The organism is Shinella sp. H4-D48 (genome assembly GCF_022637395.1).
GTDB classification, from domain to species: Bacteria; Pseudomonadota; Alphaproteobacteria; order Rhizobiales; family Rhizobiaceae; genus Shinella; species Shinella sedimenti.
In genome coordinates this window covers 1,122,719-1,143,176 of sequence record NZ_CP093337.1, presented here as the reverse complement: position 1 = coordinate 1,143,176, position 20,458 = coordinate 1,122,719, and the positions used below count along the sequence as shown (strand labels likewise).

Sequence of the window (20,458 nt, the reverse complement as noted above, 5' to 3'; positions counted from 1 at the left end):
GATTTTTGGCAATCAAAGCGAAGGGCGGCAACCCGGCGGATTTTGCTTTATTAATCGAAAGCACCGATTACATTTCCTCGAAATATTCGGGAAAAGACGGCGCCTTCATGCAAATCATTCTGATCGAGACATTCCTGGACCTGATGGAAACCCGCAACTTCAACCGCACGGCTGAGCGGCTGAACGTGACGCAATCCACGGTCACACATCGCATCAATGCGCTGGAGGCGCAGTTCGCGCGCAAACTCTTTGCCCGCAACAAGGGCGGAACGCAGCCGACGGCCGCGGGCCTGCGTTTTCTAGACCACGCGAAAGCCCTGCAACATCAATGGCATGAGGCAACGCGCGCGGTGGAGACGGCCGGTGCCTACGAGCGCTCCATGCGCATCGGTCTGCAGCACGATCTCGCTGCCCATTATGCCGGCGAATGGCTGGCCGCCGTGCGCCGCGAACTGCCGGCCACTTCCATCTATCTGGAGGTGGATTATTCCAGCCAGATGAACCGCGATCTGGGTGCGGGCGACCTCGACCTCGCCATCCTCTTCACGCCGCACTACCTGCCCGACCTGCATTATGAGCGCATCGGCGACATGCATTACGAGATGGTGAGCAACCGGGTGCGCCGCATCGAAGATGTGCGGCCGGACGATTACATCCAGGCCGTCTATTCCCCCGCCTTCGACCGAATGCACCGGCAGGCGCATCCCGACCTGTCCACGGCGCCGATCGCCAGCGGCGAGACCACGGCGATGCTCGCCCTGATGCAGAAGCTCGGCGGCTCCGCCTTCGTGACGCGGGCCGATGCCGAACGGCTGGTGCGCGCCGGCACGGTGCAGCGTGTGGAGGGCGCCGAGCCGATCCTCCAGCCGGTCTATGCCGCGGTGAACGTGCGCACGCGCCATGCGCATCAGCACCGGCGCATCATCTCCATCCTTCAGGCGCTTCTTGCAGCATGAAGCATTGAAACTGCCCCGCACGCTGCCTATTAACGGCAAATCAGATCCGACGAAGGAGTTCCCATGGCCGCCCGCGACCGCTATTCGCGCAAACTCGAATGCGCCATGTGCGGCCATTCCGGCTATGCAGAAGTATCGGAAGACGACATGCCGACGCGCAAGGACCCCGATTTCAGGGTGGACGAACTGCCGCGCGGCTTCGCCACCGAGCGGCCATCGAAGTATCCCGACAAGCACATGATCCGCTGCCGCTGCGGCCACATCTTCAAGTTCCAGCAGAAGACGGTCTATGCCGCAGGCGGAGAGCCGCGGCGCTGACGCCGAGCTATCCGCGACCAACAAAGGGCATGTTGGTCGCCATGACGGTCATGTCGAGCACATTGGCGTCGAGCGGCAGGCTGGCCATGTAGATCACCGCATCTGCGACGTGCTTGACCGACATGGTGGGCTCGCTCACCGTCTCGCCGTTCGGCTGCAAGACGCCCGTGCTCATGCGCGCCGTCATGTCGGTGGCAGCATTGCCGATATCGATCTGGCCGCAGGCGATGCCGTATTTGCGTCCGTCGAGCGCCGTCGACTTGGTAAGGCCGGCAATGGCATGCTTGGTTGCCGTGTAGGGTGCCGAGTTCGGCCGGGGCGTGGTCGCGGAGATCGAGCCATTGTTGATGATACGCCCGCCGCGTGGACTCTGATCCTTCATCAGGCGGAACGCCTGCTGCGTGCAGAGAAAAGCGCCGGTGAGATTGGCGGCAAGGATGCTCGTCCATTCCTCGAAGGGAATGTCCTCCAGAAGCGCGGGCGAGACATTGGAGCCGGCATTGTTGACGAGAAGGTCGAGCCGCCCGAAATCCTGCTTCACCTCTGTAAAGGTCGCCTGCACCTGAACGGGGTCGCCGACATCGCAGACGATCGCCCGGACGGCCTGGCCGGTCTCGGCGCCAATCTCCGCGGCCGCCTTTTCTAAGACGGCGGCGCGCCGGCCGGTGATGATCACGGCATAGCCTTCCGCGCTCAGCCCTCGGGCGATGGCAAGGCCGATACCCGTGCCGCCGCCCGTGACCAGCGCGATCCTTCCCTTGCCGGTGCTGCCCCAGTCCGTCATGCCCGTTCTCCCCGAAATCGCCGTGCTCGATGCACAAACACCTAGCGCACGGCGACCGGAAAGTCATCGCGGGACATGACGGCCGCGGACGGCCGGCACGGGCTCAGGAATGAAGATGAATGCGCTCGTGGCGTTCACGCCGCGCCACAAGATCTTGTTCGATATAGATTTTCCGCGCTTCATCAATCGCTGTCGCGAAGGTTTCGCTGATGACGCGGATACTGTTTTCAGAAACCAGGGGGTATGCCCCGCCGCTTTCTGCTGCATGCAGTTTGCAAAGCGCGCTGGCAAGCAGGCGCGCATACTCTTCCGGTTTACGACCCATGTTCCCCACCTGTTTTTGATTATAAACACATAAAACCACAAAACATGGCACAAAGCCACATTTTTCTCACACAAAGACAGAAAATATCGCACAGGGCGGCGACGGTGTTCCAGCTAAGAACGCCGGCAAACGAGGATGTACGAAAAGAAAACAGAACCGGGCAAACCGGGCATCAATCCGGGACGGGAAACACGATCTCTGCCTGAAAACCATCCAAACGACCCGGTGCCGGCGATGTCAGGACAAGGCTGGCGCGCATCTGCGACAGAAGCCGCTCGGCGATGGAAAGCCCGAGCCCTGAGCCGGCTGCAAGCGTCTTGCCGCGGGAAAAGCGCTTGCGAACGGCCGCAAGTTCGGCAACGGTCATCGCCGGCGCAGCGTTGACGACGCGCACATTGCCCGTCGGCGCAATGTGGATATCGACCGGCTCGCCTTCCTGTCCGTGCAAAAGCGCGTTTTCAACGAGGTTGCGCACCACGATGGCGAAGGTGTCGGCATTGCCGCCGCGCAGCACGGGAGCCGAACCATGGCCGTGCAGGCGGATGCGTGTGGCGTCGTCGGAGGCGCGCTGGAAATCGGTAACGACGAGATTGACGACATCGCCAACATCGAATGTGGCTTCGGTCACGCCAACGCCGGCTTCGGCGCGGGCAAGCTGCAACAGCTTCTCCGTGAGCTTGGTCAACCTTTGCAGCGCAGCCTCGATCTGGCGGGCGCGGCTCTGCGCAGGACCGTCCTTCAGTTCGGAGAGGAGCAGCTGCGTCTGCGCGAGCGCGCCGGCAAGCGGCGTGCGCAATTCATGCGCGCTGTTGGAGGTGAATTCGCGCTCGGCATCAATGACGGCGCGCAGGCGGGCAAGCAGAAGGTTGACCGAGCGCTGGATCGGCTTCAGCTCGCGCGGAAGCCTCACCTCCTCGATGGCCGCGAGGTTACCGCCGTCCTTTTCGCCGATCGCCGCGCGCAGCGCCTCCACCGGCGACAGCACGCGCCGCACCACGAACCACACCGCCAGAAGCGTGATCGGAACGATCAACAGCACCGGCAGGAGAAGCGCGAGCGAGCCCTCCATCACCGCCTCCTGCCGCTCGTCTGCGGAATAGACCACCTGCACGAAGATCGTGCCGTCCTCATCCGAGGCGGTGTAGACGCGCCCGTCCCTGCCCTCGAAGAACCCGGTCTCCAGCGGTGCATCGAAGGGCTTTTCGGCTGCGGCATGGGAATGAAGAAGCACGTTGCCGGCACCGTCGCGGACCTGATAGGTGAGGTTGCCCTCGCCCGGCTCGGCCGGCAGCGAGCCCCGGCGCAGCGCTGCACCCGCCTTCGCCTGCGCCAGAAGATCGTCCAGCGCGAGCGGCACGAGCCGTTCGGCCGTCTCCTGCAGAACCCCGTCGAAGATCTCGCCGAATTCCTCGCGCATGACGAATGCGCCAAAAGCCACGGCCACGAGCCAGAGCACGGTAATCGTGCCGGCGATCCACAGCATGAGCTGGCCGGCGAGGCTGTTGATTCCCCTCATCGGCCGAGCCTGTAGCCGATGCCGCGCAGCGTCTCGACGCAATCCTTGCCAAGCTTCTTGCGCAGCCGGCTGACATAGACCTCCACCGTGTTGCTCTCGATTTCGGAGCCGAAGGCGTAGAGCGCCTCTTCGATCTGCCCCTTGGAGACGATCGCCTCCGGGCGCGCCGCAAGACGTGCGAGCACGGCCCATTCGCGGCTGGAAAGATCGATCACTTCACCTTCGCGCAGCACGCGCCGGTCGGCGAGCCGGATCGTCAGCGGCCCGGCCTCCACCACCGGCACCGCGGCACCCGAATAGCGCCGTGCGACGGCCAGCATGCGCGCACCGAGCTCACCGAGATTGAACGGTTTCACGAGATAATCGTCCGCGCCGCTGTTCAATCCCTCGATGCGGTCGGAAATCTGGTCATGTGCAGTGAGGATGATGATCGGCATGGTCGCGCCCGCCCGGCGCAAGGCTTTCAGCAGCGACAGCCCGCTGCCGTCGGGCAGCCTCAGATCGAGCAGGAGGAGGTCGTAGGCCACGGTATCCGCCGCCGAACGCGCGTCCTCCAGTGTCTGCATCCAGTCCACCGCATGGCCGAGGCCGGCGACGTAATCGCGCACGGCCTCGCCCAGAACGGCATCGTCTTCGGTCAGCAGAACCCTCAAGCGCCGCACTCTCCGTCTGTGAGCGGCGCGTTTTCGCCCGCCTTCCGAATCCGGAGAATACATGGATGCGGTGCGCCTCGCCATCGCCCCCGTTTCAGCTGAGCGCGCCAAGCCGGCACGCCGACATGAGGTCGAGCGCGGGGTCACGTACCTTCGTCTGCACCCGCATCATGCCGAGCACCGTGTGGAACAGATTGTCGTGCGACTGCGGCTTTTCCGTTTCCGCCTTGAGGCAATCCGCGGAATAGGCGGCCTTTTCATCCTTGCCGAGCCACAGCACGAACGGCACGTGGGTCTGCTGGCTCGGCGCGATCATATAGGGCGTGCCGTGCAGGTAGAGACCGAGTTCGCCGAGCGACTCGCCATGATCCGACATGTAGATCATGGAGACGTCGAGGCGATTCTCCTGTCCGCGCAGCTTGTCGATGACGGTTGAAAGGATGTGGTCCGTATAGGCGATGGAGTTGTCATAGGCATTGACGATCTCGTCGCGGCTGCATTCGGAGAAATCGGCGGCGCGGCACTCGGGCGTGAAGCGGCGGAATTCCTCCGGATAACGCTGGTAATAGGCCGGCCCGTGGCTGCCGATCTGGTGCAGGACGAGAACCGTGTCCGACTTTACCGACCCGATGAATGCGTCGAGATTATCAAGCAGCACCTGATCGCGGCACTCCTCGCCGGAGCAGAGGCCGGGAATGCCGCTCTTGAAGAGCTCGAGCTCCTTGATGCGGCTGGCGATCTGCTTGCTGCCGGTATTGTTGTCCCACCATTCGACATTCACGCCGGCATGGCCGAGCACGTCGACGAGGTTCTGGGTCTCCAGCCCCTTGCGATGGGTATATTCCGCGCGCGTATAGACGGAGAACATGCAGGGCAGCGAGACGGCGGTTGCCGTGCCACAGCTCGTCGTCTGCGGGAAGTACAGGATATCCTGTTTGGCAAGCTCGGGATTGGTGTTGCGGCCATATCCGCCAAGCGAGAAATTCTCAGCCCGCGCCGTTTCGCCGGCGACCACGATCATCAGGCGCGGCTTGCGTTCGGTAAGCGGGCTGTCGGCGACATGGGCGTCCTCACCCAGCGGGGCGGCCACGATGTTGCTGTCACTCGTCTCACCGGCAGCATACTGGATGGCCGTGACGAGCGGCACGAAGGGATTGAGCGTCTCGAACCAGTCGTGATGGGCGCGAACGGTGGCGGCATAGATGCGGCCATGCGACAGGCCCGCGACGAGCGCGATGACCAGAGCCGGCGCGATGACGGCGAGGTTGCCGCGCACCTTCGCAAGGAAGGTCCTGTGCCGCACCCGAACCCACATCAGGAGAAGCGACGGCAGGACGCCGTAGACGAACATGTGCAGCAGGAAGCCCGGCGTGACGAGGTGGCCCGCTTCCGAGCTGTTGGTCTGCGCGGCGTTGCGGATCATCTCGATATCGATGACGACGCCGAAGCGGTCCATGAACCACGCGCCCGAGGCCGCGCCGAGAATGAGCACGATGAAGATGGGCTTCATCGCATATTTTACCGAAACGGCAACGCAAAGCGCGATGTAGAGGCAGGTGATGCCGATGGCGATGGAGGCGAAGGTTGTCGGCCGGCCTTGCAGGTAGAGCCAGCCCTTCGACCAGAAGCTCCAGTTCGTCAGGGCCAGCAGGTAAAGCGCCGTCAGAATGCTGACGGTGACGCTTCCCAATTCGGGCCGCCACAGGGTGAAGCGGCCGCTTCCTTCGCGCATGGTCTATCCTTTCACGTCCATCCGGCGAAGGCGCATTCGCGCTCCGCCATCCTGACGCCTTCCCTGCCCATGCAAGCTGACAGACGGCTGAACGAATGCAGCCCCGCCCATTCAGCCCTCTGTCAGGTTGAACGGGAAAAAGGGGCGCATGCAGATATGAGGTGATGCGTGAAATCGAGGTTCTTGCTGCCAGGCGCGCTTTTCATCACGTCGCTGGTCGTTCTCGTTCTGGTGATACCGCTCGCGCAGGGGCCATCCCTGCGCTCGCATGACGAGGCGCTGCGGCAAGCCTTCGGAACAGGGACCGACTGAGGCCGGCCCCTCCCTTTATTTCGCAAACAGCTTGAAGCGGAGCGGACGGAAGCGGATCGACGTGCCGTTGGCCGCCTGCGCATCCAGCGGCACCTCAATCTCCACATGGAGCGGTTCGTCCGCCCCGCCGATATCCAGATCGGCGATACGCGTGCCAGCCAGCCGCCGGGACGTCACGACGCGCCCTTCCAGCGCCGGTGCGGACGGATCGGTGACGAGGGTCACGTCCTGCGGGCGGAAGAACAGCGTCGCCTCGCCGCTGGTAATATCGCCCTGGCGCGTGGCAACTCCGATCTCGTTGCCCCGGAAACGCACCGAGCCATCGACGATGCTGACCGGCACACTCGCGCTGTCCCCGATGAACGAGAACACGAAGGGCGAATTCGGCCTATCGTAGACATCGTCAGACGAGCCGACCTGCTCGATCTTGCCCTGGCTCATCACCACGACGCGGTCGGCCAACTCCAGCGCTTCTTCCTGGTCATGGGTGACGAAGACGGTGGTGTGGCCGGTGCGGTCATGGAATTCGCGCAGCCAGCGGCGCAGCTCCTTGCGCACCTTGGCATCGAGCGCGCCAAACGGCTCGTCGAGCAAAAGCACGCGCGGCTCGATCGCCATGGCACGGGCGAGCGCCACGCGCTGGCGCTGGCCGCCGGACAGCTGGTTGGGATAGCGCTTCTCCAGTCCCGAAAGCTGCACCATCTCCAGAAGCTCGCTGGCGCGGCGACGGATCTCCGCCTTGGGAGGCCGCTCGCCGCGCGGACGCACCGTCAGCCCGAAAGCGATGTTGTCAGCCACCGTCATGTGGCGGAAAAGGGCATAATGCTGGAACACGAAGCCGATATTGCGCTCCTGCACGGTCTTGTGCGAGGCGTCCTCATCGCCGAAGTGAATGCTGCCGAGCGTAGGCTGCTCGAGGCCGGCGATGAGGCGGAGCAAGGTGGTCTTGCCGGAGCCGGACGGCCCCAGAAGCGCGATCAGCTCGCCGGAGCGGATGTCGAGTGAGACATCGTGCAGCGCCGGGTAACGGTCGAATTCCTTGCGAAGGTTTTTTACACTGACGTCCATTGCGGGCGTGCCTTTCAGATCAATGCTTGCGGCCGGCGGCGATTTCCGCGCCGTAGTGAAGTTCGAGCGCCGTCTTGACGACCAGCGTGACGAGCGCGAGTGCGGCGAGCAGCGATGCCACCGCGAAGGCGGCGACGAAATTGTACTCGTTGTAGAGGATCTCCACATGCAAAGGCATCGTGTTGGTGAGGCCGCGGATATGGCCCGAGACCACCGAGACCGCGCCGAACTCGCCCATGGCGCGCGCGTTGCAGAGCAGCACGCCGTAGAGCAGGCCCCACTTGATGTTGGGCAGCGTGACATACCAGAAGGTCTGCCAGCCGCTTGCCCCCAGTGACAGGGCCGCCTCCTCGTCGCCCGTGCCCTGCTCCTGCATGAGAGGGATGAGTTCGCGCGCCACGAAGGGGAAGGTCACGAAGATGGTGGCGAGAACGATGCCCGGCACGGCGAATAGGATTTCGATCCCATGGCTCTTGAGCCACGGACCGAGCACGCTGCCCGCGCCGAACAACAGCACATAGACAAGGCCGGAAATGACCGGCGAGACCGAGAAGGGAAGATCGATCAGCGTCGTCAGGAACGCCTTGCCCTTGAACTCGAACTTGGCGATGGCCCATGCCGCCGCCACGCCGAAGACCAGGTTGAGCGGCACCGCGATGACGGCCACCAGCAGCGTCAGCCGGATGGCGGCCAGCGTATCGGGATCGCCGAAAGCCGCGAGGAACTCCTCCGTTCCCTTGCGGAACGCCTCGATGAACACGGCGGCCAGCGGCAACAGCAGGAAAAGCGCCAGGAAGACGAAGGCCAGCGCCATCAGCGTGTAGCGGGCGGCGGGCGCCTCCGTCGTGGGAGAGCGCAGGCGGCGGGAAGACTTATGCGCCATGACCATATCTCCTGCGGCTCCATGCCTGGATGAGGTTGATGACCAGCAGCATGGCAAAGGACAGCGCCAGCATGATCGTGGCGATGGCGGTCGCTGCGCCGTAATTGAACTCCTCCAGCCGGATGACGATGAGAAGCGGCGCGATTTCCGACACATAGGGAATATTGCCGGCAATGAAGATGACGGAACCGTATTCACCCACGCCGCGGGCGAAGGCGAGCGCGAAACCCGTGAGGATGGCCGGCGCCAGGCCCGGAAGCAGCACGCGGAAGACCGTCTGGAAACGGTTTGCGCCGAGCGTCGCCGCCGCCTCCTCGATCTCGCGGTCGATCTCCTCCATCACGGTCTGCACGGTGCGCACCACGAAGGGCAGGCCGATGAAGACCAGCGCGATCACAATGCCCGTCGGGTTGAAGGCCGCCTTGATGCCGAAGACATTGAGGATCTGGCCGATCCAGCCGTTCGGCGCATAGAGCGCCGCAAGCGCGATGCCGGCAACCGCTGTGGGCAGCGCAAAAGGCAGGTCGACAACCGCATCGACGATGCGCCGGCCGGGAAACTCGTAGCGCACGATGACCCAGGCGACGATGACCCCGAAGACCACATTGACGATGGCCGCGATGAAGGCGGTGCCGAAGGAGATCTTCAGCGCATTGATCGTGCGCGGATCGGAAAGGATGCCGAGGAATTCGGCACCAGAGAGCGATGCCGAACGCCAGACGAGGCCGGCAAGCGGAATAAGGATGATGAGCGTGAGATAGGCGAGCGAAAAACCGAGCGTCAGTCCGAAACCCGGAATGACGCTCGGCTGTTTCAGTCGCCACCGCCCGGAAGCAGCAGCAGTCGTCGTCAACGTTCTCAGTTCCCCGGCTTGTAGATCTGGTCGAAGACGCCACCGTCGCCGAAGTGCTCGGGCTGCGCCTTGGCCCATCCGCCGAAGATCGGGTCGTCGATGGTGACCAGCTTAATCTCGGGAAGCTGTTGCAGCAACTCCGGCTTCACCACTTCGCGCTTGGAAGGGCGATAGAAGTGCTTGGCCGCGATGTTCTGGCCTTCCTCGGAGTAGAGGTAGTTCAGATAGGCCTCGGCCTGCTTGCGCGTGCCCTTGGCATCGACATTGCCATCGACCACGGCGACCGGTGGCTCGGCGAGAATCGAGATCGGCGGGGCAACGATGTCGAACGCATCAGCGCCGAATTCCGCACCGGCCAGATAGGCTTCGTTTTCCCAGGCGAGCAGAACGTCGCCGATCTGGCGCTGGGCAAACGTCGTCAGCGCGCCGCGCGCTCCCGTGTCGAGAACCGGCGCCCGCTTGTAGAGATCGGCGATATAGGCCTTGATCTTGTCCTGATCGCCACCGAATTCCTCGTTCGCCCAGGCCCAGGCAGCGAGGTAGTTCCAGCGCGCGCCGCCCGAGGTCTTCGGGTTCGGCGTCACGATCTGCACGTCGCCCTTCACCAGGTCGCCCCAGTTCTTGATGCCCTTGGGATTGCCCTTGCGCACGAGGAAGACGATCGTGGAGGTATAGGGCGATGAATTGTTGGGCAGGCGCGTGCGCCAATCCTTGTTGATCTTGCCGGTCTTTTCCACGATGGCGTTGATGTCGCTTTCGAGCGCCAACGTCACGACATCAGCCTCCAGGCCGTCGATCACCGCGCGGGCCTGCTTGCCCGAGCCGCCATGCGACTGCTGGATGGTCACATCCTCGCCGGTCTCGGCCTTCCAGTGCTTGGCAAAGGCCTCGTTGTAATCCTTGTAGAGTTCGCGGGTCGGATCGTAGGACACGTTGAGCAACGTCGTCTGCGCCCACGTCGCCGTGACGCTGCCAAAGGCCAGCCCGACACCCAGGAGCAAGGCCCCTACCCGTTTCACCAAAATAGACATGTCCAACCTCCTGTGCGTTTCTGCCAAAAGCCTAGGGAATTACTAGAGTTAGTCAACAATGCTCGAGACGTTTGCAAAACCGGTTCCCTTTCAGCCGCGATAGGGCAAAAGCCGCATCGCGAAAGACCCGGCACATGGAACGGACAACGGGGACAAGCCCGCCTTCGCGAGCATATTCGTTCACGCGAAATCACCCTGCCGGGACCGTGCGCGGCACCCGTTCAGCGAAAAATCCGGGCTGCCGCGCTCAGCGCCGCGGGCAATGGCGCCGCTCGGCGGCGGTCGCGGCACGGTCGAGACCCGTCACGACGAGCGTGGGCAGGCGGTGCGTCCTGCCCCTGATCACCGTCTCGCGGTCCTCGATATGACCACGCAGCACGCGCGTCCCGAAATAGAGCGCGTCGGCGTCACGAAGGCGCTGCCGATCGGCTTCCGGCAACCCATCGACATCGGGATAAACGCCCTTGATGGCGCGGCCGGTGGCAAGGTCGCGGGCGGTGGTCGAGGGGCACGGCGCGACCACGCAGCGCAAGCCGTTGTCACAGGCCACATAGGCACCTTTCGCAGCTGCCATCGATGGGCTGAAGCCGAGGGCAAGCAAGCCAATAACAGTCGCAACGAGACGGTTCATGCCGGCAATCCTCCGAGCCGATTACGGCCAAATCGCGATGCTGCATCGCACCCTTTCTACGCCTGACCACCCGCCCGAACTTTGTCAGTGATTTTGCTGCCGGCTGCCGGAACAATCCCCGTCCCAACCGGTTGAAAGGGCACGCAACCTTGTTTGGGCACGATGGCAGATGCAGGAACAGTCTAAGCTCTTTCCCGATCACCGGCGGCTTTCGGGAGAACGGTATACGCTCGATAGCTTTCGCACGGCCTACGGGCTGTCGCACACGGAAGCCGAACGGCTTTTCGAGAAGTTCGGCCCGTCCAAGCGGGAGCTCGATCTTCTGATGCGCGCGCGCAAGGACCCCAAGCAATTTCTCAACTTCTGACCCGCATCAGGAAACTTCTGATCCGCATCAGGACCGGCACACGCGAATCAGGCGGCGGCAATATCCGCCGCCGCCTGTCGTGCTTGATGCCTACCAGAGCTGGTGGACATGCGGCGCGATCCGCTCGCGATACAGCGCGCGCAATGCGTCCATCGTCTCGGCCGGCAAGGCGGCCATGTCGCTTGCCGCACTGTTGCCCTTGGCCTGGGCGACATTCTTCGCGCCCGGAATCACGACGCTGACAGCCTCTTCCATCAGGATCCAGCGCAACGCGAACTGGGCCATGGTGACATTGCCCGGCACCAGCTTGCGCACCTCTTCGACAGCCTCCAGCGCCACGTCATAAGGCACGCCAGAGAAGGTCTCGCCCTTGTCGAAGGCCTCGCCGTTGCGGTTGAACGCCCGATGGTCGTCCGCGGCGAACGTCGTCGCTGCATTCATCTTGCCCGTCAGCAGGCCCGAGGCCAGCGGCACGCGCACGATGACCGCCACATTCCTCGCCTTGGCCTCGCGAAAGAACAGGCCGGCCGGGCGCTGGCGGAAGATGTTGTAGATGATCTGGACCGACACGACGCCGGGATATTCCATCGCTTTCAGCGCTTCCTCAACCTTCTCGACAGAAACGCCGTAATTGCGGATCTTGCCCGCCGCTACGAGGTCGTCGAGGATGCCGAATACCTCGGGACGGTAATAGACCTCAGTCGGCGGGCAATGCAGCTGCACCAGATCGAGGCAATCCGTTGCAAGGTTCTGCAGCGAGCGGTCGATGAAGGCGGTCAGGTTCTTGCGATTATATTCGTCCGCTACATGCGGCGCGGCGCGGCGCCCCGCCTTGGTGGCCACATAGGGCCGCTCGCCGCCGCGCTCCTTCAGCACGTCGGCGATGATGCGCTCCGAACGGCCGTCGCCATAGACATCGGCCGTATCGATGAAGGTGGTGCCGGCATCGAGCGCCGCATGCAGCGCGCCCCGCGCCTCATCCTCCGAAACATCTCCCCAGGCTCCACCGATGGCCCAGGCCCCGAACCCGATCTCCGAAACGACACGGCCCGTGCGCCCGAACTGTCTATCCTTCATGCTATTCTCCTCATCACCCGGCCTCCCGGCCGCAGTGCGCACCCTACCGCAGAAACCACTCCGTTTCATCGCCCAGCCATCCACGGCGGCAAACATTCTGGTAGATTGTTGATTTTAAAGTATTTTTGTGCGTCGCCAGATAAGCCTGGACTCGCCGTCGTTGTTTTCATTAATGAAAACAACGACGGTCACATTTCAAGTTCGGATTCCTCGCCATATAAGTCCGGACTCGGGAAGCTGATCGCCACACAAGTCCGGACTCCGTTGCAAGCCGGGGGTCATCAGCCCCAGCCGCCGCGGATATCTGTGCGCCGGCATTGCGGACACGCCACCGCCGAAACGGGCCTATCCTCGCGTTTCGCTTCCCGCTTTTCCTCCGGCGTCAGAACTTCGACTTCGAAACGATGTCCGCAATTGAGGCATTGGAAACGCTTGAGTTCAGTCATATTCGATCCCCGCATGCCCGATGAATTCCGACCAAAGGGCCTCCGCCGCCTGCTGCGCGTCATACTTGGAATCGCCGCGCCCCATGAGTCCGCCAAAGCCCAGCGTGAGGTACATGTTGTAGTCATCAGCGGATACGCGGATCGAACCGTTCGACGTGTTAGTGTCGGCATGGGCTTCGAACACGTAATTGATGTCCCCGAAATGGTGCCTGCTGCCTTTACTGTTGTGAACGGTAATGTGTGCTTCCCGGCCACCTTTTATGCCCCGGTTCACGACGGTGCAGGTAAAGGAGCTATCACTCATCCTGTGGAACTTGGCTTTCAGGTCGTCAATTCCGCTGAGTTCATCGCACGAGCTCTTGAAGTAGTCGCGGATAACCTCATAGGCTTGATCAATAAACTCTCCTCGCTGAATTGAATCGAATTCTTGCTTGATTTTGATCCGACGGCCTGACGTCAACGCGGCCGACGGTCCCGTGCCGACCGGAACGGCATCCGTTTTACCCGTAGAAACCAGCCGACGGATGCCGGAAACAACGTCAAGATAGGCGACGTTCGCGTTGGTCCATTCGGATATCGGCTTGCCGTCCTTAGGCAAAGCCATGAATTGTCGAAAGGGGGAAGAAAGCCAGTCGCACGGCTCGACAATCACCGGAACGATATGGAGCTTACCATTCTCGGAAAGTCGGAGCGCCTCCTCGAATTCCTTTTCGTAGCAGTAGTTGGAAGCGATGTAGTCGGGACTGACCAGAGCGATGAACAGATCGCTCGATAGCAAGGCGTCCATCACCGCTTTGTCCAGCTTCGCACCTGGAACGATTTGGTGATCGGTCCAGGTTTCAACGGAGCCTTCACGCTGAAGAAGCGACATATGCTTATGCAGCCTGTCGAGATACTTCTCATCGGCGTGCGAATAGGAGATAAACGCGCTTAATGCCAAGATACACCTCAGTAGTGAGTCGAAACCGAAGACCATACTAAGTCTCCGCATATTCACCACCAAGTAGTATCATTCCCCTTCCACACGTATTTCCAGAGGCCGACGTCATTTAAAGAACCTGTTGCCGAGGAGACTCCAGTCGCAGCCGGATGAAAATTCGACGGCAGATCACCACAAACAACCCCTCAACTTTGAATTCATCTGTAGGCGGTATGCCCATCGAATGCACTCGGTGGAGCCGACTTTGAAATCTATATTCTCGAAATTATTCTCATTCCTATCTAAGGCTGAGGCACCCCACGTCCCTGATTTAGAGACGCCCGTGGCTCGGACAGGACCTTCGTTTGCCGAGAAGGCACAAACTGTGGCCGTTCATCTGAACAACGAGATTCACGGTATCGAGGTCACCGTTACCCAGGACAGGCCGCTTGTGTTTACCGTCCGAACTACCGGAAGCATCAAGTCAAAGGTCCAGCTTCTATTCGGGGACCTGATCGCGGACATTGATGAGGTGTTTGTCGAACCCGATCTACGCAGACAAGGCCGATGCCGGCGTTTCACGCAGGAACTCTGTCGCTCCCTCCACCTAATCAGCTTCAAGAAAATGACGCTGTACGCTGTTCACGATGGGCGTGTAACTTGGGCGGCTTTTGGATTTCGCCCAACCCGTGGCGCGTGGAACACACATAAAAAGAAAATTGAGAAGAGCTTTCGAGGGCATCAACAAGAATTTCCGCCAGAGATTGCGCAAGATATCAACGATTTGATCTCGGCTGACCAGGTCAGTGTTTTCCCGCTAATAGCCAACATCGCAGTCGACAATCAGTTGTTGCCGAAAGAATTGTCGACCAGAATTCTTGGTAGTCTAAAAGGGTGGCATGGAGAATTCGATGTCGGAAATGAGCGTGATGAGCAATACTTGTTCCGCGGAGAATGAATTACAAGAACCTAAGGCTTACATTCCGGCTGGCACAGACCTACTGTATGATCTGAGAAATACACCTCGTGATTTCGATTACGACAAAATGCGAGCCGGCTATCGCGCTGACGGTTGCCCAGAATAGCTAATTGAGAAATTTATCAAGGTGTTGCAGTATCGACGGCCCACGAACGAATCAATTTAGTTACTTGAACCATCTGTGCATCCCCACCAGAGCATCGACTGCCAGTCGCACGCCCACGAGGTCTTCCGCCACCCAAGACAGTCGCCATCCAGCGTTATCGGCCATCTTGTTCCACGACATAAATCCAAGCGCCTGCCGCACGTCCGCCTCGCTCTTCTCGAACAGCTTCCAACGGCGGCCGGTTAGTTCAGGATGGAGGTCAAACGTCAGCGAAACAGCTCCCGACGATCTATCCACGCTCGCGCTCACCGCAATCTTCCTCGTTGCCGTGCGGAGCTTGACCCCGACCTCGGGTACGGTCGGCGGCACCGTGAAGACGGGGCAGCGAACGATGGCCAACGTCCTGAATTCCTCCCAGAGGACATTTCGTGCGACGTGTCGATCGTCGGGATCGAACTCAAGCTCGAGCGCACGACGGGCAGCTTCGCGAAGCACGACGACATTGGCAACCCGATCACCGAGGCATTCGACGGACAAGCCGATTTTCGACAGGCGGTCTCGTACTTCAGAACTGGCACATCCGAGAGCTGGACGGTATAGCTGGCCGTTCGCATAACGAGCGTGAAAGTCCATAACACTGCTGCGTGCGACCATTCCGCCGTGGGCTTTTTCGAGCCGTCCGTCTCTCACGAGCAGCGCCACCACCTCATGGTGAAGACGGAGGATGATAGCAGCGTCTGCAACAGTCATAGCATTCTGTACGCTCGCGCCAGATGGCAACCGAGCGGAACGCTGCCGACGGTTTGAAGCTACGATCCTTAGGTTTCTCAGTCCCCTCTGTTTACCGCAACCTCGTGCTGCGGCCAACTGTCCGTCAAGAATGCGCATCAGGACGTTGCCGACGGTCATGCGATTATGGCGAGCGTACGTCCTGATCGAGATCGTCATGGAGTCGGATACGGTGGCCTTTCTGATCATTCGCCCGACGACATTTTCGATATCCTTCCGAAGGTACATGCTTCCGTCTGCAAACTGAGAGAATGCCCGGATCACATCATTGCCGACCAACTCTCGCCATTCCCATGTCGCGAAACCGATGATTTCGGATGCCAACGGATAAGGCACAAGATCGGCGACAGCCCTCTTCAGCACAGACGCACCATCAGGTGATAGCATCCAAGCCTCGTCCGTATCGGGAATAAGGTGAAGGTGGCGGGCGAGTGGCAGCAGCGCATCCATCTTCACATCAAGTTCGCCAGCCACCTTCGAAAGCGCTTTTTCGGCATAGAAGGCTCTCGTAGTCCTGAAGCGCTTCTTTCCCATTTTTCCGATCGGCTCGAACGCCTCGGTCGTGGCGCGCTTCAGCATGTCGCCGATAGCCGAGCCGGGCAATTTGGGCCAAGCGTTCCACGCCCAAGCCATGCTCTCCATTTTACCCTCACGGCGCACATCCGATGGAACGCGCTCGGTAAACCAGCCCCGCATCGCGGAGACGAGGCCTTGCCACGTTCCCGACAGCGCCGCCATGCCCACAGCCATTTTTCCCAGTTGGTCGGCCGGCGCGGTGAAGGTGCGCTCGTTGCCGAGCCACATACCGAGGTATTCGCAAGTCTCGATGACCTCGTAGAGATGATATCCGTCCAGCAATGGCCACCGTGTTTGGGGCAAGACGCCAAGGCGCTCAAGGATGAACGCCTCCAGTGTCCTGTCGTGCCTGTCGGCTTGCGACGGAGCGCATCTGGCGAGCAGCCTCCCGCTCGTGTCGCTGCCGACCTCGGCCCACCACCAACCGATGGGCTGGCCCGAGGCATCCACGTCCTCAATCGGAGTGCCGTGTTCAGGACAGGTCCTGAAAGCGCAGATATCCCACCAGACCCGATGATGTGGTGAAACCGCCAAGCACGCGCGACAGAACCTGCGTGTGCTGAAAACCATCTGCCTCTGCCGGAGCCGCTGCCCGCCGAGATTGTAGAACGATCCGTCGGCCAGAGGGCTGTACAGACGAAGGGCGGCCTTGTGTTCGTCACCGATCGGCAGCGTGAGGAGGGTGTCGAGGGTCTCTTCGGGGGTAAGACGACGCCCGTTGATGCCGATCTCGTTTCCATAAACGCTGGCGCTGTAGTGCCCCTCGTTGGCGACCAGCCGCAGGAAATAACCCCTGGCGGACTCACCAAGTAATGGCTTCAGACTCCAATTGGAGAACGGGAGGTAAATCGACGGAGAGACGTTCATGCGTCAGGCCTTCCGGAAATAGTTGCGGGTGTCGCCGAGACGGACCAGCGTCGTCGAGGAACGGCGCAGGTGGTCGAGCATGATGCAGCTGGCTCCGTCGTTCATCGCCAGTGCCGCAGCGTCGCGGACGAGGTTCATGACCCGACCGATAGAGCCGCCCGTGAAGGCATGGACGTCGGCGGCCACGGCCGAACTTCCGTGAAGGACGGACGGCTCCTTGAAGGGCAACCTTGCGTCGATCTTGCTGAGCAGAAGCCTGAAGTCGTCGAACTCCTTGCCCGCGTCGCCGAGCGGCTTCAGGACCTCACGCTTGAACCCGCCTCGGCCTTCCAGGTAGTCCACACCCGCGATGACGTCGTGGACGCTTTCCTCGCCGATGAGGAGGACGTTGAGGGTGCGGAGGTCAGCGAGTTGCTTGAGGAAGCTCTGGAAACCCGACAGATAAGACCTCGTGCGCCCAAGGAACAGGAACTGCGCATCGTCGAGGATGACGAGTTCGGTGCGCACCTGACGGAGGCGATCAAGGACCATGTTCATGCGCGCCTGCGTCTTGATTTTGGCGGGCAGAGACCGCATGCCGGTCGCGCTGGCGATGGTGTCTGCCAAGCTCGATGGTGTGGTCTGGTCCGTGGCCGTGATGTGCAGCACCGGGTAACGCTCGCCGTCTTCACCGGGGCAGCCCGGCATGTCGATACCTGCGACATAGTAGGCGCAGATCGTAGATTTGCCCGCGCGCGAAGACCCGAGCAGACCGCCGATCTTGCCTGTGCCATGGGAACCACCCGCGAATGGGAAATGGAAGTCGCGGATGAACTGCTCGCCCTTCTTGAAGACGGGATACTTGTAGAGCAGACGCTCGATCATGGCCTGGCGCTCGGGGACACCAAGGGCGGCGGCCGCCAGACGTTCTTCGGGCGTCTTAAAGGGGTTCTCGTGGAATTCGGTCATTGGTCAGTCGTCCCATTCTTCGTTGCGGGCGGCGATGTCGTCGATCGAGGAAGTGCCGGGCCGCGGAGGCTCCGGCTCTGGCGCAGGAAGCATGTCTTCGACGTGTTCGACGAAGACTTCGTACTCGGCGACGTCTTCGATTTCAGGGGGACGGGCCACAGGCATCCGGGCCTTCGCCATCGAGGAACGAGGCTGAAGGCGGGCAGCTTTCCTCGGACTCGCCAGATCGAGGCGCTGGGTGATCACGCCGTCCTCGACGACGACGGGGCGCGAGCGCTGGATACGCGTGGCCTGCTTGGTCATGAAACGGGCCAGCTTGAGCGCCGTGCCGTGCTTCTGGCGCTTCGCGTGGATGTCCACGATCTGCTGCATGAGGTCGGCCTTGGCCGCCATCAGCGCGGGGGCATTCGCGGCCTCGTTCGTCTTCGCACGATGATGCTCCATGATCCGCTTGTGCTGGTAGGCCTTGAGGCCCGTCGCATAGGAGGCGTAAGCGCCGCTGGCCGGAACCTCGATGAAGCGGCCTTTCTCCCATGGAATTTCCAGCCAGATTTTCGACAGGTCAGCAGGATCGCGCGTCGCCGGGTACTTGCTGCCGTGGAATTTCCCTTCGCCGCGCTTGTGACGGGCAGATAGCTTGAGCGCGTTGGCGGCGGCGGACTGGTACTCGATATTGTCCCAGCGGATGATGCCGTGGTCGGAGATGCCGACTTCACGGGTCTGCCCAGCAAGCCTGACGAGAATGGAAGGGTCCTGGACCGGCCGCTTCGGGACCTTGGAGATGCCGATCGCCCAGATATCCTCAGGCACGCCCGACGCGGTTAGGATAGGGCCAAGCCCCTGATGAGGCGCGCGGTTGTAGATTTCCGCAAAATAGTAGGCGAGGAAGCCGTTGAGTTCGGCGATGTCGATCTGCGGCATGGCCTTCAAGCGCTCCTCGTCAAACTTCATGCGCTCATCGGGAGACATGGTCGTGCTACCCGGGAGCCGTTCGACGAGGCCGACGCCGAGAATGTGGAACATGTGTTCTTCGGCACCCTTTTCCCACGGATGACCCGGACGGTATTTGACCGTTTGCATGCCGAGTTGGCGGGCCGCGCCGTGGATATCCATACCGATCAAGTGCTTCGCGTTGTCGACGCCCAGACGGAACGGGCGTCCGTACCAGCGGTAGGTGACGCCCTCCGGTAGACTGTCCGGGTCCTTGGGAGACATGGCGTGAGCAAGTCCCTCGAGAAAAGTCTCGTAGGACGGCGGGCCGAAGGTGACGGCCCAGCCGAGGATGATCCCGGAGTAGCGATCACGGAAGAGGATAAGATCGGGGCGGCCGAATGCGACGCCTTCGCCAAAGACGACGATATTCAATGTCGAGTGATCGACATCCACGATGTCCAGCAGGTAATCTGGGCGAAGCTGCCTGATGCGATCGGCGAAGGCGAGTTCGGCACTTTCATCCCCGTATTCCAGACTGTGGCGCGTGAACCGGTCTACCTGTGCGAGACGGCGCTGGATGGTGGTGTCGCTGAAAACGGGAGGAACGTCTCCGATCTTGCGAACGAGGTTGGGCAGATCGGCGTACTTGCCACCGGGTTCGGACCACCCGTAGAGGAGTGCCTTGACGCCGTTCCAGTCACCGCCAACGAAGATCGTATCCTCGACCGCTTCACGCACCGCCTGCTCGGCGCGGTTCGGCTTTCGCGGTGTTTGATTGCCCCGACGTGGATGGTCGGCAACGGCCGCCGTCCTGTCGAAGTTACGATCCTTGCGGAGCCGTGCGAGCTTCTCGTAGAGCGCCGACATCGACGGCGGGGTCTCGCCCCGCTTTTCGGCGAGGTCCTTGACGGCCCACTCCATGATCTTCCGGGACCGACCACCCTTGCAGTATTCGCCAAAGGCCTTGAAGACGGCATCGATGTAGAGAAGCATCCATTCGGCCTTCTCGAGCCGCTTCCCCTTGATGGACAAGCCGTAGCCAGGCGTTCCTCCGCCACGTGCCTCCGCAGCGGCCGCGCCGACAGGCATAATGCGGCCGTCGTTCTGCAAGTAAGCGATTTGCCAGTTGGACAGGTGCATCACGAGTGCGTTTCGGGGAGACTTCAGGCGCACGAGCATGTCGTCCCCGGGATTGCCGAGATTGACCCACTCCTCCACCTGGTACGGAGTGAAGACCATCCGGTCGGAGGTGAAGATGTGATAGACGTCGCCCGCACGCATGTCGAAAGCCTGGTCACACTTGCCGTGCGGTGGTGTCGGAGGGATATTCTCCTGCGTAACGACGCCCTCGGCAGGCTTGGTGAAGTCGAAGCGCTCCATTCCCATCTA

20 protein-coding genes are annotated in these 20,458 nt (G+C 61.5%); 5 read left to right on the top strand and 15 right to left on the bottom strand.

Annotation, left to right across the window (positions count from 1 at the left end):
• The first annotated feature begins 107 nt into the window (after positions 1–107).
• Together MNR02_RS05455 and MNR02_RS05450 are read left to right on the top strand one after the other, a co-directional pair.
• Entirely contained in the window at positions 108–956 is an 849-nt protein-coding gene (locus MNR02_RS05455; RefSeq protein ID WP_241948361.1) for a LysR family transcriptional regulator, read from the top strand.
• A gap of 63 nt (positions 957–1,019) precedes the next feature.
• Positions 1,020–1,274, top strand: coding sequence for a hypothetical protein (locus tag MNR02_RS05450; RefSeq protein WP_241598223.1), 255 nt, complete (start codon positions 1,020–1,022; stop codon positions 1,272–1,274).
• Positions 1,275–1,281: 7 nt separating this feature from the next.
• Here MNR02_RS05450 and MNR02_RS05445 read toward each other — a convergent pair whose 3' ends face one another.
• The 5 genes from MNR02_RS05445 to MNR02_RS05425 form a co-directional block, all read right to left on the bottom strand.
• Positions 1,282–2,058, bottom strand: coding sequence for an SDR family oxidoreductase (locus MNR02_RS05445; RefSeq protein WP_241948360.1), 777 nt, complete (start codon positions 2,056–2,058; stop codon positions 1,282–1,284).
• A gap of 103 nt (positions 2,059–2,161) precedes the next feature.
• Positions 2,162–2,383, bottom strand: coding sequence for a hypothetical protein (locus MNR02_RS05440; protein ID WP_241598219.1), 222 nt, complete (start codon positions 2,381–2,383; stop codon positions 2,162–2,164).
• Between the two features lie 172 nt (positions 2,384–2,555).
• A complete protein-coding gene (locus tag MNR02_RS05435) occupies positions 2,556–3,899 on the bottom strand; it encodes a histidine kinase dimerization/phospho-acceptor domain-containing protein (RefSeq protein WP_241948359.1) in 1,344 nt (447 codons plus the stop codon).
• A complete protein-coding gene (locus tag MNR02_RS05430; protein ID WP_241598216.1) occupies positions 3,896–4,552 on the bottom strand; it encodes a response regulator transcription factor in 657 nt (218 codons plus the stop codon). The genes MNR02_RS05435 and MNR02_RS05430 overlap by 4 nt, the downstream gene beginning before the upstream one ends.
• A gap of 94 nt (positions 4,553–4,646) precedes the next feature.
• The gene (locus MNR02_RS05425) at positions 4,647–6,284 is read right to left on the bottom strand and encodes a phosphoethanolamine transferase (protein WP_241948358.1); all 1,638 of its coding nucleotides are present in this window, start codon (positions 6,282–6,284) and stop codon (positions 4,647–4,649) included.
• A 168-nt stretch (positions 6,285–6,452) separates the two neighbouring features.
• Here MNR02_RS05425 and MNR02_RS05420 point away from each other — a divergent pair, with 168 nt between their 5' ends.
• Positions 6,453–6,596, top strand: a complete 144-nt coding sequence (locus tag MNR02_RS05420) for a hypothetical protein (protein ID WP_241598212.1) — start codon at positions 6,453–6,455, stop codon at positions 6,594–6,596.
• Between the two features lie 15 nt (positions 6,597–6,611).
• Here MNR02_RS05420 and MNR02_RS05415 read toward each other — a convergent pair whose 3' ends face one another.
• From MNR02_RS05415 to MNR02_RS05395, 5 genes are all read right to left on the bottom strand, one after another.
• Positions 6,612–7,664, bottom strand: a complete 1,053-nt coding sequence (locus MNR02_RS05415) for a sulfate/molybdate ABC transporter ATP-binding protein (protein ID WP_241948357.1) — start codon at positions 7,662–7,664, stop codon at positions 6,612–6,614.
• Between the two features lie 19 nt (positions 7,665–7,683).
• Positions 7,684–8,547 (bottom strand): sulfate ABC transporter permease subunit CysW, encoded by an 864-nt coding sequence (gene cysW, locus MNR02_RS05410; protein WP_241598209.1) that lies wholly within the window; start codon positions 8,545–8,547, stop codon positions 7,684–7,686.
• Positions 8,537–9,400, bottom strand: a complete 864-nt coding sequence (cysT, locus tag MNR02_RS05405) for a sulfate ABC transporter permease subunit CysT (RefSeq protein WP_241948356.1) — start codon at positions 9,398–9,400, stop codon at positions 8,537–8,539. The genes cysW and cysT overlap by 11 nt, the downstream gene beginning before the upstream one ends.
• 5 nt (positions 9,401–9,405) lie before the next feature.
• A complete protein-coding gene (locus tag MNR02_RS05400) occupies positions 9,406–10,431 on the bottom strand; it encodes a sulfate ABC transporter substrate-binding protein (RefSeq protein WP_134647193.1) in 1,026 nt (341 codons plus the stop codon).
• 247 nt (positions 10,432–10,678) lie between these two features.
• Positions 10,679–11,062, bottom strand: a complete 384-nt coding sequence (locus tag MNR02_RS05395) for a hypothetical protein (RefSeq protein WP_241948355.1) — start codon at positions 11,060–11,062, stop codon at positions 10,679–10,681.
• 169 nt (positions 11,063–11,231) lie between these two features.
• Between MNR02_RS05395 and MNR02_RS05390 the strand changes: the two genes are divergently transcribed.
• On the top strand, positions 11,232–11,429 hold the full coding sequence (locus MNR02_RS05390; RefSeq protein ID WP_241598206.1) for a hypothetical protein: 198 nt from the start codon (positions 11,232–11,234) through the stop codon (positions 11,427–11,429).
• Between the two features lie 90 nt (positions 11,430–11,519).
• Here the strand turns inward: MNR02_RS05390 and MNR02_RS05385 are convergent, their stop codons facing one another.
• Both MNR02_RS05385 and MNR02_RS05380 read right to left on the bottom strand, forming a co-directional pair.
• Positions 11,520–12,506 carry an aldo/keto reductase gene (locus MNR02_RS05385; RefSeq protein WP_241948354.1) on the bottom strand — a complete coding sequence of 329 codons (987 nt, stop codon included), beginning with the start codon at positions 12,504–12,506 and terminating at the stop codon, positions 11,520–11,522.
• Positions 12,507–12,944: 438 nt separating this feature from the next.
• A complete protein-coding gene (locus MNR02_RS05380; RefSeq protein WP_241948353.1) occupies positions 12,945–13,928 on the bottom strand; it encodes a toll/interleukin-1 receptor domain-containing protein in 984 nt (327 codons plus the stop codon).
• A gap of 286 nt (positions 13,929–14,214) precedes the next feature.
• On the opposite strand from MNR02_RS05380, the gene MNR02_RS05375 reads away from it, so the two are divergent.
• Positions 14,215–14,829 (top strand): hypothetical protein, encoded by a 615-nt coding sequence (locus tag MNR02_RS05375; RefSeq protein ID WP_241948352.1) that lies wholly within the window; start codon positions 14,215–14,217, stop codon positions 14,827–14,829.
• Positions 14,830–15,016: 187 nt separating this feature from the next.
• On the opposite strand, the gene MNR02_RS05370 is transcribed toward MNR02_RS05375, so the two are convergent.
• Genes MNR02_RS05370 through MNR02_RS05360 form a run of 3 tightly spaced genes read right to left on the bottom strand, consistent with a single transcriptional unit; the run spans position 15,017 to position 20,455 of the window.
• Positions 15,017–17,188 carry a TniQ family protein gene (locus MNR02_RS05370; protein WP_241948351.1) on the bottom strand — a complete coding sequence of 724 codons (2,172 nt, stop codon included), beginning with the start codon at positions 17,186–17,188 and terminating at the stop codon, positions 15,017–15,019.
• Between the two features lie 3 nt (positions 17,189–17,191).
• A complete protein-coding gene (locus MNR02_RS05365; protein ID WP_241948350.1) occupies positions 17,192–18,136 on the bottom strand; it encodes an ATP-binding protein in 945 nt (314 codons plus the stop codon).
• A gap of 3 nt (positions 18,137–18,139) precedes the next feature.
• Positions 18,140–20,455 (bottom strand): hypothetical protein, encoded by a 2,316-nt coding sequence (locus MNR02_RS05360; protein WP_241948349.1) that lies wholly within the window; start codon positions 20,453–20,455, stop codon positions 18,140–18,142.
• Between the last annotated feature and the right edge of the window lie 3 nt (positions 20,456–20,458).

Excerpts from the sequence above, each read along its gene's own strand:
- MNR02_RS05395 (WP_241948355.1), bottom strand. The coding sequence starts at position 11,062 with ATGAACCGTCTCGTTGCGACTGTTATTGGCTTGCTTGCCCTCGGCTTC.
- MNR02_RS05360 (WP_241948349.1), bottom strand. The coding sequence starts at position 20,455 with ATGGGAATGGAGCGCTTCGACTTCACCAAGCCTGCCGAGGGCGTCGTT.
- MNR02_RS05440 (WP_241598219.1), bottom strand. The coding sequence starts at position 2,383 with ATGGGTCGTAAACCGGAAGAGTATGCGCGCCTGCTTGCCAGCGCGCTT.
- cysW (WP_241598209.1), bottom strand. The coding sequence starts at position 8,547 with ATGGCGCATAAGTCTTCCCGCCGCCTGCGCTCTCCCACGACGGAGGCG.
- MNR02_RS05380 (WP_241948353.1), bottom strand. The coding sequence starts at position 13,928 with ATGGTCTTCGGTTTCGACTCACTACTGAGGTGTATCTTGGCATTAAGC.
- MNR02_RS05400 (WP_134647193.1), bottom strand. The coding sequence starts at position 10,431 with ATGTCTATTTTGGTGAAACGGGTAGGGGCCTTGCTCCTGGGTGTCGGG.
- MNR02_RS05390 (WP_241598206.1), top strand. The coding sequence starts at position 11,232 with ATGCAGGAACAGTCTAAGCTCTTTCCCGATCACCGGCGGCTTTCGGGA.
- MNR02_RS05415 (WP_241948357.1), bottom strand. The coding sequence starts at position 7,664 with ATGGACGTCAGTGTAAAAAACCTTCGCAAGGAATTCGACCGTTACCCG.
- MNR02_RS05445 (WP_241948360.1), bottom strand. The coding sequence starts at position 2,058 with ATGACGGACTGGGGCAGCACCGGCAAGGGAAGGATCGCGCTGGTCACG.
- MNR02_RS05365 (WP_241948350.1), bottom strand. The coding sequence starts at position 18,136 with ATGACCGAATTCCACGAGAACCCCTTTAAGACGCCCGAAGAACGTCTG.
- MNR02_RS05435 (WP_241948359.1), bottom strand. The coding sequence starts at position 3,899 with ATGAGGGGAATCAACAGCCTCGCCGGCCAGCTCATGCTGTGGATCGCC.
- MNR02_RS05425 (WP_241948358.1), bottom strand. The coding sequence starts at position 6,284 with ATGCGCGAAGGAAGCGGCCGCTTCACCCTGTGGCGGCCCGAATTGGGA.
- MNR02_RS05370 (WP_241948351.1), bottom strand. The coding sequence starts at position 17,188 with ATGAACGTCTCTCCGTCGATTTACCTCCCGTTCTCCAATTGGAGTCTG.
- MNR02_RS05385 (WP_241948354.1), bottom strand. The coding sequence starts at position 12,506 with ATGAAGGATAGACAGTTCGGGCGCACGGGCCGTGTCGTTTCGGAGATC.
- MNR02_RS05455 (WP_241948361.1), top strand. The coding sequence starts at position 108 with ATGCAAATCATTCTGATCGAGACATTCCTGGACCTGATGGAAACCCGC.
- MNR02_RS05450 (WP_241598223.1), top strand. The coding sequence starts at position 1,020 with ATGGCCGCCCGCGACCGCTATTCGCGCAAACTCGAATGCGCCATGTGC.